An 11,020-nucleotide genomic window follows, 5' to 3' on the forward strand; every position below is an offset into this window, starting at 1 on the left:
GACGTAGTTTGCGCGGACGCGGGGAGGCCACGGTGGGAGTGCGGTATCCGCTGGCTGCGGCGCTGGGCGTGCTGCTGCTCGGCGGCGGCATCGCGCTCGGCCACGGACGCCTCGGCGACCCCACCCCGACCGCGGTCGCCGCGGCGCCTGCGCACCTCGCCGCTTCGGTGACGCCCAGCGGCACCCCGGCCTCGACGCCCGCCTTGGTCATCCCCGAGCTCGCTCCATACGTCGGCACGTGGCGCGTGCACGGCGCGGAGATGACGATCGAGCCCGACGGCACGGCCACCGAACGCATCGAACTCGGCCCGTGCCGTGGCATCTCCGTCCCGGTCCGCTGCACGGCCACCGCGACGCTCAAGGTGGACCTGAGCCCCGGCGCGCCCCACCTGCTCTACACCGGCTTCCGCTACACCGACGACAGCGGCGCCACGGTCGTGCCGGACAGCCTCGAAGGCCTGCCGCGGGTCGGCGACGGCTACCGGGTGCGGGTGTTCGCCCCCGGGGTCATCGAGCTGATCCCGCTGACCGAGCACCTGCGCGAGATCCTCGGCTCGCCCTACCGGTGCGACACGACGGCCGACGAGTACGCCCGCCAGCGACTCTGCAACGCCTGAGCGGACGCCGCCGGCCCTGGTATGGACCGTCCGGGCAGATACGCCGGGCCGTACGGCTGTCGCTCTATGGCGTGAGTCGTGATTGGAGCGCTACCCACAGGTGTGGTCTGCTGCGCTGGTGAGCATCTCGGTCGACGTCTTTCTGCGCAACGACTCCGGCAACCTCGTCATCCTCACCACCCCGCCGGAGGAGTCCGACCTGGTGGGGCATGACGACACGCGGCACACCCTGTGGGGTTCGCCCGCGGTGCGCGCCCTGGGCGCGACGGTGGTGGTCGGGCTGTCCCAGGGGGACGTGTGGGTCGACTTCGGGCGGCTCGACGAGCTGGTCGACGACTGCGAGCTGATCCTCAAGCACCTGGTCGACGTGGCGGCCGCCGCCGGGCGGGGCGAGGACTACGTCCGGTTCCGGGTCGGCAACCTGCGCGCCGCCGCCGAGCGGGCGAGGGCACATCGCGCGGGCGTGGTGATCTGGGCAGGTCACGGCGACCTGGTGTACAACGCCCGCCCGGCCGGCGACCCGGACCCGCAGGCCGCGTGACAGGCCTCCGGCGATGAGAAAGGCCCAGGTCCGGCGGGTGCCGGTGACCTGGGCCTTCATCGTTGGAGCGGGCGACGAGAATCGAACTCGCGTAGTCAGTTTGGAAGACTGAAGCTCTACCATTGAGCTACGCCCGCGCGGACCCTAGTTTAGCGGCCCGTCAGCACGGCCCTCCGGCGAGGTGGTTCCTGCCGGACCGTGGCTGGTCGGGGTGGCCGGATTCGAACCGACGGCCCCTCGCTCCCAAAGCGAGTGCGCTACCAAGCTGCGCTACACCCCGTTGCGCCGGGTCACCGGCGCCCCCGGAAGTGTATGCGGTCTTCGCACGCTGTCGCACACCCATATAACCGTGTCCCGTTGTGAATCATTTTCGGCATTTGCCCCGTGCCGACCTCTCTGCCGTCCTACGGTGGAGTCAGGGACGGGGAGACGATGCGCCCCTCGCTCGCCGGTTCAGGAGTGCACCGGGGTTCGTTCGTCCGAGCCGTGTGACGCTCCTGGGCCGGCGCCTATGGCAGGGCCGGTGCTCGGCGCGGCGGTGTGGCCCGGACCCCCGGTGGGGCTTTGTTCGATCAGGCGGATGGGGCTCCACCGGGCTGCGCGGGCCGCTCGTTGTGCCCGAGGTGCGCGTTGGCCGGGGTGAGCCGCTCTGGCCTGATCTTCTTGTGCAGCCACACCGTCAGCGCCACCGTGAGCAGGGCGAAGAAGACCGCCCCCAGCAGCGCCAGCTCCTTGTCGCCGGCCGCGGGCGAGGCCAGGATCATGCTCGGGCGGGGCAGCGGGTCCGCGGCGGGAGCGAGGCTCATCAGCGGCCCGCCGATGTCGGCGAGCACGGTGGCGAGCAGCATTGACGCATCGATCGGTGGCACGGCGGACCCCTCCCCGGACAACCCGCCCAGTTTGTCTGCTTTGCTGGATATTATGGTGGTGCCGCGCCCGGGATGTGTGACATCCGCCGAGAACCGCGGCCCGATGCCAGGGGGCCACCAGGTATTCGCCTACACTCGACCGGGCTTCGCTGTCCGCGTGTCGGACCGGCCTCATGACGCGGCGTGGCCGAGCAGTACAGTGCGAAGGCCCGTCAAAACGACCGAAAGATCCCAAGGAGTACGCCAGTGAAGAGCACCGTCGAGACTCTGAGCCCGACGCGAGTGCGGCTCGCCATCGAGGTGCCGTTCGCAGAGCTCGAGCCGAGCCTGAAGAAGGCGTACCGGGAGATCGCGGCGCAGGTGAACATCCCCGGCTTCCGCAAGGGCAAGATCCCGGCCCAGGTCATCGACGCGCGCGTCGGCCGTGGCGCCGTGCTGCAGGAGGCGATCGAGGAGGCCATCCCGCAGCAGATCTTCGCCGCCGTGCGTGAGCACGAGGTCAAGCTGCTCGGCCGCCCGGCCGTGGACAACCTCGAGTTCTCCGACGGCCAGCCGCTGAAGTTCACCGCCGAGGTCGACGTGCGCCCCGAGCTGACCATGCCCGAGCTGAGCGCCATCAAGGTCGAGGTCGAGCCGCTGGCCATCGCCGACGCCGAGATCGACGAGCAGGTCGACGGCCTGCGCCAGCGCTTCGCGACCCTGAAGACGGTCGAGCGCGCCGCCGCCACCGGCGACTACGTGCAGCTCGACCTGATCGCCACGGTCGACGGCGAAGAGGTCGAGGGCGGCACCGCCAGCAACATCTCCCACGAGGTCGGCTCCGGCCAGCTCCTCAAGGGCCTGGACGAGGCCATCACCGGCCTGTCCGCCGGCGAGGAGGCGACCTTCACCAGCCAGCTCGTGGGCGGCGAGTTCGCCGGCCGCGACGCCGACGTGAAGGTGACCGTGCGCACGGTCAAGGAGAAGGAGCTCCCCGAGCTCGACGACGACTTCGCCGGCCTGGCCAGCGAGTTCGACACCCTGGAGGAGCTGCGCGGCGACCTGCGCGAGCGGATCACCCGGGTGAAGAAGGTCGAGCAGCTGTACGCGGCCCGCGACAAGGCGCTCGCCGAGCTGGTCAAGCAGGCCAACGTGCCGGCTCCCGAGGGCGTCGTCTCCGACGAGGTCGAGCAGCGCAAGGCCGCCATGGTCGAGCAGCTCGAGCGGATGGGCGCGAGCCTTCCGGAGTACCTCGCCGCCGAGGAGAAGACCGAGGAGCAGATCGACGCCGAGCTCGCCGACGCCGCCGCCGAGGGCGTGAAGATCCAGCTCGTGCTGGACACCATCGCCGAGGCGGAGAACGTCGAGGTCAGCGACGACGAGTACGGCCACGAGATCGTGCACCGCGCGCAGCGCGCCGGGGTCGCTCCGCAGGTCTACTACGACCGCCTGGTCCAGCAGGGCGCGGCGGCCGCCGTCTACGGCGACGTGCGCCGAGGCAAGGCGCTGGCGCTGGTCATGGAGCGGGTCGTGATGACCGACACCGACGGCGAGGTGCTGAGCCTGGACTCGCTGCGCGAGGACAACGGCCACGAGGGCCACGACCACGCGGGCCACGACCACGGTGACCACGAGGGTCACAACCACTGACATGAAGATCGAGAAGGACCCGTTCACCACCGTGGGCGGGTCCTTCTCCGTTCATGCCGGGGCGGGGTGCGCTGACAGCGAACACGCCGATCTCGGGGAAGCTGCGGTCAGTGGCAGCGGTTAGGGTCGCTGTAGGACAACGAGAAAGGCTGCCGATATGAGCGAGCTGCACGTTCCATCTGCGCGGGGTTCCGATCCGATCGCCGGCGGCCTCGACGATTCTGTGTACAACCGCCTGCTCAAGGAGCGCATCGTCTTCCTGGGCAGTGACGTGAACACCCAGGTCGCCAACCGGATCTGCGCGCAGCTGCTGCTGCTGTCCGCCGAGGACCCGGACCGCGACATCTACCTGTACATCAACTCGCCCGGCGGCTCGGTGTACGACGGCATGGCCATCTACGACACCATGCAGTACATCAAGAACGACGTGGCGACGATCGCGCTGGGCATGGCGGCCTCGATGGGGCAGATGCTGCTGTGCGCGGGCGCCAAGGGCAAGCGCTCGGCGCTGCCGCACGCGCGGATCATGATGCACCAGGCCTCCGGAGGCATCGGCGGCACCGCGGCCGACATCGCCATCCAGGCCGAGCAGATGATCTACACCAAGAAGCTGATGATCGACCTGATCGCCCAGCACACCGGCCAGCCGGTGGCGCAGATCGAGGCGGACAGCGACCGTGACCGCTGGTTCAACGCGGAGGCGGCCAAGGAGTACGGCTTCATCGACCACGTCATCACCTCGGCGCAGGCCGTGCCGGTCGGGAACTGAAGGAGCTAAACGATGTTTCCAAACCTGAAGCCGAGCTTCGCCGAAGTCAGCAACCGTTACATCATCCCCTCGTTCATCGAGCGCACGTCGTACGGGACCAAGGAGACCAACCCGTACAACAAGATGTTCGAGGACCGCATCATCTTCCTGGGTGTGCAGGTCGACGACGCGTCCGCCAACGACGTGATGGCGCAGCTGCTGGTGCTGGAGGCGGCCGACCCGGACCGTGACATCACCATGTACATCAACTCGCCCGGCGGCTCGTTCACCGCGATGACCGCCATCTACGACACGATGCAGTTCGTGCGCCCGGACATCCAGACGGTGTGCCTGGGCCAGGCGGCCAGCGCCGCGGCCGTGCTGCTGGCGGCGGGCACTCCGGGCAAGCGCCTGGCCCTGCCGAACTCCCGCATCATTATCCACCAGCCGGCCACCGAGGGCGGCTACGGGCAGGGCTCGGACATCGAGATCCAGGCTCGGGAGATCATGCGCATGCGCACCCAGCTGGAGGAGATGCTGTCGCGTCACTCCGGCAAGGACCTGGCACAGGTCAAGAAGGACATCGACCGCGACAAGATCCTCACCGCAGCCGAGGCGCTCGACTACGGTCTGGTCGACTCCGTGATGACCAGCCGCAAGAAGAGCCTGATGGCGGGCGCTCGCTGAGTGTCGCGCGGTGCCGTTCACCCCAACAGGTGGACGGCACCACCGCGGTGTCACAGCCACGTGTCAGAATCAGGTTCATCGGTAGGCGGGGTGGGGACGCCGCAAACCGGCTCACAACAGGTAACGTCAAGGCAGAACCGAATTCGCGCCGTCTCGTGCGGCGCGGCGTTCGTCCGCTTCAGGGGCAGGGGGAGTCGTAGGTGGCACGGATCGACGGCGGCGACCTGCTGAAATGCTCCTTCTGTGGCAAGTCGCAGCGACAGGTGAAGAAACTCATCGCCGGGCCCGGCGTCTACATCTGCGATGAGTGCATCGACCTCTGCAACGAGATCATCGAAGAGGAGCTCGCCGGCGAGGAGCAGGTCCGCTGGGAAGAGCTGCCCAAGCCGATGGAGATCTGCCAGTTCCTCGACTCGTACGTGGTGGGCCAGGACGGCGCCAAGAAGGCGCTGGCCGTCGCGGTCTACAACCACTACAAGCGGCTGCAGGCCGACGCGGCGCACACCAGGGGCGGCGAGGCCGTCGAGGTCGCGAAGAGCAACATCCTGCTCATCGGCCCGACCGGCACCGGCAAGACGCACCTCGCGCAGACCCTGGCCCGCATGCTCAACGTCCCGTTCGCGATAGCCGACGCGACCGCGCTGACCGAGGCCGGCTACGTGGGTGAGGATGTCGAGAACATCCTTCTCAAGCTCATTCAGGCCGCCGACTGGGACATCAAGCGTGCCGAGACCGGCATCGTCTACATCGACGAGATCGACAAGATCGCCCGCAAGTCCGACAGCCCCTCGATCACCCGTGACGTCTCCGGCGAGGGCGTGCAGCAGGCGCTGCTGAAGATCCTGGAAGGCACCCGGGCCAACGTGCCGCCGCAGGGCGGCCGCAAGCACCCGCACCAGGACTTCGTCGAGATCGACACCACGAACATCCTGTTCATCTGCGGTGGCGCGTTCGCGGGCCTGGAGCAGATCATCGAGCAGCGCACCGCGCGCTCGGGCCTGGGCTTCGGCGCGCACCTGCGGGCGGTGTCCGACCGCACCAACGACGAGGTGCTGGCCAAGGTCATGCCCGAGGACATGCTGAAGTTCGGCATCATCCCCGAGTTCATCGGCCGCCTGCCCGTCATCACCACGGTGCGCAGCCTCGACCGCGAGGCGCTCGTCAAGATCCTGACCGAGCCCCGCAACGCCCTGGTGAAGCAGTATCAGCGCCTGTTCGAGCTGGACAACGTGGTGCTCGACTTCGACTCCGAGGCCCTGGAGGCCATCGCCGACCAGGCGATGCTGCGCAACACCGGCGCCCGCGGCCTGCGGGCGATCATGGAAGAGGTCCTGCTCTCCGTGATGTACGAGGTGCCCAGCGACCCGAACGCCGAGCGTGTGCTGATCACCCGCGACACCGTGCTGGAGAAGGTCTACCCGACCATCGTGCCGCGGCGCGACCTCAGCACCGGCCGCCGGGCGCGTCACCACCGCGAGGAGAAGACCGCCTGAACACGCTGAAAAGCGCCGTCCCTCTGTCGGGGACGGCGCTTTCGTCGTCTTCCGGCTAGCGCTGGGCGATCAGTGAGCCGCGCCGGCGGTCGAAGTCGCCCGGCGGCATCGCCACGATCATGACCAGTCGGGCGGGGGAGTCCAGCGCGTTGCGGTACGTGTGCGCCCGGTCGGCCCGGAAGTCCAGGGTCTGCCCGACGTGCACCGGATGGTCGACGCCGTCGACGGTGACCGCGATCTGCCCGACCAGCACGTGCACCATGCACCGGGTGCCGGGCAGCAGCTCCTCGGCCTCGTAGCGCTCCTGCGGGGCGAACCGCCAGTCCCACAGCTCTACGAAGTCCGGGTCGTTCAGCCCGCGCAGCAGCCGTCCGGTGCCGCCGCGCCCGCCGCGCCACAGCACGGGGGCGTCGTCCATCTCGCTGAGGTGCACGGTCCGGTCGGCGGCGGGCTGGAGCAGGCGCGCCACGGTGACACCGAAGGCGTCCGCGATGCGGGCGAGGGTGCCGACGCTGGGATTGGTGCGGCTGCCCTCGATCTGGACGAGCATGCCCTTGCTGACCCCGGACCGGCCGGACAGCTCGTCCAGGGACCAGCCGCGGCCGGCCCGCAGCGCGCGCACGTGCAGCGCGACCGCGGCGTTGATCTCCTCAAGGGGCAGATGCCGGGGCCGGGGCGCGTGCGAACCGTCGCCGCGCTCGGTGGATCGGGCCCGTTCGATCGTCGTATCGGTCAACACGCTGTCCTTTGCGGTCAATACTGTGATACGAACTCGTCGTGATCTCTATCCTGCTCGCGGGCACGTCCGCCCTGGTCTGGGGCACCGCCGACTTCTGCGGCGGCAAGGCCGTACAGGGTGCCCCGAGCGTGCGTGGCCACTCGTACTCGGTGACCGTGGTATCGCAGTTGTGCGCAATACCGATGATCGCAGCTTTCCTCCTGTTGGTCCCGGGTCGGCTCGGCGTGTCGGCACTGGGATGGGGCGCAGCGGCCGGGATTGCCGGACTTTTCGGGATTGTCCTGCTGTACCAAGGGCTGGCGAGTGGCGCCATGGCCGTCGTGGCCCCCGTCACCGCGGTCACCTCCGCCCTCGTACCGCTGACCGGCGGACTGCTGCTCGGCGAGCGGCCCGCCCTCGCCTCGCTCATCGGGGCGGTCTGCGCCATCGGGGCGATCGCGCTGGTCAGCCTCGGGCCTGCCGAGGGCGCGAGCGCGACCAGCCCTCGGGTGATAGGGCTCGCGTTGTCCGCCGGGGCCATGTTCGGAATCTTCTTCCTGCTGCTGGCCCAGGCGGGGGAGAGCGCCGGCATGTGGCCGCTGGCCGCGGCTCGGTTCGCGTCGATCCCGGTGGGTCTGCTCCTGCTCCGGCCCATGGGCGGCACGCTGCGGCTGCGCGGATCGGTGCTGGCGCTCACCGCGGTGGCGGGCACACTCGACATCGTTGCCAACGGCCTCTACCTGCTGGCCGCGCACCAGGGACAGCTGAGCATCGTCGCCCCGATCGCCTCGCTCTACCCCGCCAGCACCGTGCTGCTGGCACTCGCCGTGAACAAGGAGCGCCTGCGCCCCGTGCAGTTCGCGGGTCTCGGCATGGCCGCGACCGCGCTGGTCCTTGCCGCGGCCTGAACCCTGGCGACAGCCGTGCGGCGGCGACCCGGCCGGCCCGGCCCGGCTGTTCCTGTCGCACGGTCCACAACTTCTGGGTTGTGCGTACAACCCAGAAGTTGTGGACCCGCAGTGCGGCAACCCTCAAGGCAGGCGGCACCGCCCCGGCGACGTGATGGTGTGCTCCCTCACCATGAGCGCTTCGCGGAAGCGGTCCCGGATGCGGGCAGGGCCGGGGCCGGTGAAATCACTGTGGCCGCCGGTGAGCCCGGCACGTAACGTCCCACCTGTGACTTCGGTGGTGACACGAGCCCGCTGGGCGGTGGCGACGGTATTCGCGGCGCACGGTGCGGCCAGCGGCAGCTTCGCCTCCCGCATCCCGTGGATCGCCGAGAACCTGCACCTCAACGAGGGCTCGCTCGGTCTTGCGCTGATCATGCCGGCAGTCGGCTCACTGAGCACCATGCCGTTCGCCGGGCGGCTGGTGCAGCGCTGGGGCGGGCGCACCGCGACCCGGGTCCTCATCGCGGCCTGGAGCCTCGCCGTCGGCGTGCTCGCGCTCGCGCCCAGTCAGTGGGCGCTGATGGGCATGCTGCTGCTCGCCGGGGCGGCCGCGGGCACCTCCGACATCGCGATGAACGCCGAGGGCGTCGAGGTGGAGCAACGGCTCGGCCGCTCGATCATGTCAAGCCTGCACGGGATGTGGTCGGTCGGCGGCCTGATCGGTTCCGGCATCGGCGCCGGGGCGGCATACCTCGGCATCAGCGCCCCGGTGAACCTCGGGGTGATGGGCGTACTGCTCGCCGTGGTGGGCGTCACCGCCGGTCGATGGCTGCTGCCGAACGCGCCGGTGCCGGCCTCCGACGACGGGCCGCGGTTCTCGCTGCCCCGCGGACCCGTGCTGATCATCGGGCTGGTCGGCTTCTGCGCCGTCTTCGCCGAGGGAGCCACCGCCGACTGGTGTGCCGTCTACCTGCGCCAGGTCCTGGACGCCGGCGAGGGGCAGGCCGCGGTGGCGTACAGCGCCTTCGCGCTGTCCATGGCAGGCGGCCGGCTCGTCGGTGACGCGGTGGTCCGGCGCTTCGGCGCGGTCGGCACGGTGCGGGTGGCCGGAGTCGTCGGCATCATCGGCGGTCTGCTGGTCGTCACCGCCTGGACGCCGCTGGTCGGGATACTCGGCTTCGGCATGATCGGCCTGGGCTGCGCCGTGGTGGTCCCGCTGGCGTTCAGCGCCGCCGGGCACACCGGCGACCATCCCGCGCACGCGATCGCGGGGGTGGCCACGGTGTCGTACGGGGCCGGTCTGGCCGCGCCGGGCCTGATGGGCGGGATCGCGCACGCGACCTCGCTGCCGTTCTCGTTCGCACTGGTGACGGGCCTCATCGCGATCGTCGCGCTCGCCGCAGGAAGGCTGCGCGCGGCGGAGATCGCCCACCGCGAGCCGGTCGCGGCCGGCGCGTCGGCCTAGTCGACCTCCCACAGCGCGGTGTCCTGCATCGGCCGATACCCGATCGCCTGGTAGATCTTGTTGCTGGTCGGGTTGGCGAGGTCGGTAAAGAGCGTCGGGCGCAGCCCCGCGGTCAGCGCGGCCGTGCTCACCGCGGCGACCAGCGCTCCGGCGTAGCCGTTTCCGCGGCGGCGGGGCGGGGTGTAGACCAGATTCAGGCGTACGACGCCCGCCGCGGGCGCGGTGAGCGCGGCCATGCTGACCGGCTCGCCGCCGGCCTCCCACACCCAGAGCAGCCCGCCCAGCGCGAGCCGGCCGTCGATCGGCGCGGCCGGGTTCGAGTGCGGGTGGTCCGCCAGCGCCTCCCGCTGGAACGCGGCAGACCAGGCTACGAGCAGGTCCCGATCCGCGGTCGCGGCCTCCCGCGGCCGTCCGGCCACCCCCGCCGGTGGCACCACCCGCACGACATCGAACATGCGGTACGACGCCAGCAGGGTCGCGCTGCCACCGGCGCGCCCGGCGAGTTCCGCCGCGAGTCGCTGCGTCTGTTCCGGCAGCCCGGTGAACCGCCGAACCTGTGGCGCGTGCGCGACGAGGTAATCCGCCAGCGCCGCCTCGGCGCCCTCGGCCAGCTCGCTCAGCAGCATGGCGAAGGGCGGTGGGCACACCGCGACGCCGGCCAGGGTGTCGCCGTCGCCGAGTATCCGCAGCATGAGCAGGTCCGATTCGGGCGCGACGATGCCGTCCATCCGCGACTGCAGCAGTGTCAGCAGCTGGTTGTTGCGGATCGGTTCGCTACTGAGCCAGGGCATGACCGTGGGGGCGTACTCGGCCAGGACTGTGTCCGCGGTCACCCTCACGGGTCAGATTCTGCCTCCACGTTGCCTGCCGGAACACTCCTTTAGCGACATCGAACCGGTGTGAACAGCTAAGATAGGCGGGCGGTGATGATGTGACCGGCGACAACCGACCCCGATTTGCATCCGGGTCGGGGGGCCGCGTAATGTTCTCTCTGCCAGCGAGGAACGGACAAAAACACCGGGGCTGAAGAGCTCGGGTGGAGGCCGGATCGCTTGGCCGCCCGGAGTGGGGCGGACCCCGGTTGGGGGCCGCGAAACCGGTCCGGTACTGTGAACGACACAGCCCCGTAGCGCTTCCCGAGGAATCGGGTGGTGTTCGGTGTGTGCTTGTTCTTTGAGAACTCAACAGGGTGCTATTTAAGCCAAGTGCCAATTATTGGCCATCCCGGCTTCGTTCCGGGGTGGTTGCTTTGGTGATGGATTCGGATTCGGACATTAATTTGTCGGGGTTTGATCTTTTGCCGGGTTTTTGAATTCTTTTTGGAGAGTTTGATCCTGGCTCAGGACGAACGCTGGCGGCGTGC

12 protein-coding genes and 2 tRNA genes are annotated in these 11,020 nt (G+C 69.6%); 9 read left to right on the top strand and 5 right to left on the bottom strand.

Annotated features, from left to right (window positions below):
- Positions 1 to 32 precede the first annotated feature (32 nt).
- Complete coding sequence (locus tag F6W97_RS10090) at positions 33 to 617, top strand: hypothetical protein (RefSeq protein WP_155369935.1); 585 nt, start codon at positions 33 to 35, stop codon at positions 615 to 617.
- A 118-nt stretch (positions 618 to 735) separates the two neighbouring features.
- Positions 736 to 1,158: a hypothetical protein gene (locus F6W97_RS10095; RefSeq protein ID WP_155369936.1), complete on the top strand. Its 423-nt coding sequence runs from the start codon at positions 736 to 738 to the stop codon at positions 1,156 to 1,158.
- A 63-nt stretch (positions 1,159 to 1,221) separates the two neighbouring features.
- On the opposite strand, the gene F6W97_RS10100 is transcribed toward F6W97_RS10095, so the two are convergent.
- The 3 genes from F6W97_RS10100 to F6W97_RS10110 form a co-directional block, all read right to left on the bottom strand.
- Positions 1,222 to 1,295: transfer RNA gene (locus F6W97_RS10100), tRNA-Gly, on the bottom strand.
- Positions 1,296 to 1,361: 66 nt separating this feature from the next.
- A tRNA-Pro gene (locus tag F6W97_RS10105) sits at positions 1,362 to 1,438 on the bottom strand.
- A gap of 292 nt (positions 1,439 to 1,730) precedes the next feature.
- Complete coding sequence (locus F6W97_RS10110; RefSeq protein ID WP_155369937.1) at positions 1,731 to 2,027, bottom strand: hypothetical protein; 297 nt, start codon at positions 2,025 to 2,027, stop codon at positions 1,731 to 1,733.
- Between the two features lie 246 nt (positions 2,028 to 2,273).
- Here F6W97_RS10110 and tig point away from each other — a divergent pair, with 246 nt between their 5' ends.
- From tig to clpX, 5 genes are all read left to right on the top strand, one after another.
- Complete coding sequence (gene tig, locus F6W97_RS10115; protein ID WP_155369938.1) at positions 2,274 to 3,656, top strand: trigger factor; 1,383 nt, start codon at positions 2,274 to 2,276, stop codon at positions 3,654 to 3,656.
- A 1-nt stretch (position 3,657) separates the two neighbouring features.
- The gene (locus tag F6W97_RS41205) at positions 3,658 to 3,780 is read left to right on the top strand and encodes a hypothetical protein (RefSeq protein WP_269059676.1); all 123 of its coding nucleotides are present in this window, start codon (positions 3,658 to 3,660) and stop codon (positions 3,778 to 3,780) included.
- Between the two features lie 33 nt (positions 3,781 to 3,813).
- Entirely contained in the window at positions 3,814 to 4,425 is a 612-nt protein-coding gene (locus tag F6W97_RS10120; protein WP_120316546.1) for an ATP-dependent Clp protease proteolytic subunit, read from the top strand.
- Between the two features lie 12 nt (positions 4,426 to 4,437).
- The gene (locus F6W97_RS10125) at positions 4,438 to 5,091 is read left to right on the top strand and encodes an ATP-dependent Clp protease proteolytic subunit (RefSeq protein ID WP_155369939.1); all 654 of its coding nucleotides are present in this window, start codon (positions 4,438 to 4,440) and stop codon (positions 5,089 to 5,091) included.
- A gap of 200 nt (positions 5,092 to 5,291) precedes the next feature.
- Positions 5,292 to 6,584 (top strand): ATP-dependent Clp protease ATP-binding subunit ClpX, encoded by a 1,293-nt coding sequence (clpX, locus tag F6W97_RS10130; RefSeq protein WP_155369940.1) that lies wholly within the window; start codon positions 5,292 to 5,294, stop codon positions 6,582 to 6,584.
- 55 nt (positions 6,585 to 6,639) lie between these two features.
- Here clpX and F6W97_RS10135 read toward each other — a convergent pair whose 3' ends face one another.
- Positions 6,640 to 7,320 (bottom strand): helix-turn-helix domain-containing protein, encoded by a 681-nt coding sequence (locus tag F6W97_RS10135; RefSeq protein WP_230686541.1) that lies wholly within the window; start codon positions 7,318 to 7,320, stop codon positions 6,640 to 6,642.
- A gap of 41 nt (positions 7,321 to 7,361) precedes the next feature.
- On the opposite strand from F6W97_RS10135, the gene F6W97_RS10140 reads away from it, so the two are divergent.
- On the top strand, positions 7,362 to 8,210 hold the full coding sequence (locus F6W97_RS10140; RefSeq protein WP_155369941.1) for a DMT family transporter: 849 nt from the start codon (positions 7,362 to 7,364) through the stop codon (positions 8,208 to 8,210).
- A gap of 268 nt (positions 8,211 to 8,478) precedes the next feature.
- Entirely contained in the window at positions 8,479 to 9,657 is a 1,179-nt protein-coding gene (locus F6W97_RS10145; protein WP_230686542.1) for an MFS transporter, read from the top strand.
- Here F6W97_RS10145 and F6W97_RS10150 read toward each other — a convergent pair.
- Entirely contained in the window at positions 9,654 to 10,496 is an 843-nt protein-coding gene (locus F6W97_RS10150) for a GNAT family N-acetyltransferase (RefSeq protein WP_155369942.1), read from the bottom strand. The genes F6W97_RS10145 and F6W97_RS10150 overlap by 4 nt on opposite strands.
- Positions 10,497 to 11,020 lie beyond the last annotated feature (524 nt).

It is taken from the genome of Catellatospora vulcania, from assembly GCF_009720385.1.
In the GTDB taxonomy this organism is placed as follows: domain Bacteria; phylum Actinomycetota; class Actinomycetes; order Mycobacteriales; family Micromonosporaceae; genus Catellatospora; species Catellatospora vulcania.

Excerpts from the sequence above, each read along its gene's own strand:
- F6W97_RS41205 (WP_269059676.1), top strand. The coding sequence starts at position 3,658 with ATGAAGATCGAGAAGGACCCGTTCACCACCGTGGGCGGGTCCTTCTCC.
- F6W97_RS10120 (WP_120316546.1), top strand. The coding sequence starts at position 3,814 with ATGAGCGAGCTGCACGTTCCATCTGCGCGGGGTTCCGATCCGATCGCC.
- F6W97_RS10125 (WP_155369939.1), top strand. The coding sequence starts at position 4,438 with ATGTTTCCAAACCTGAAGCCGAGCTTCGCCGAAGTCAGCAACCGTTAC.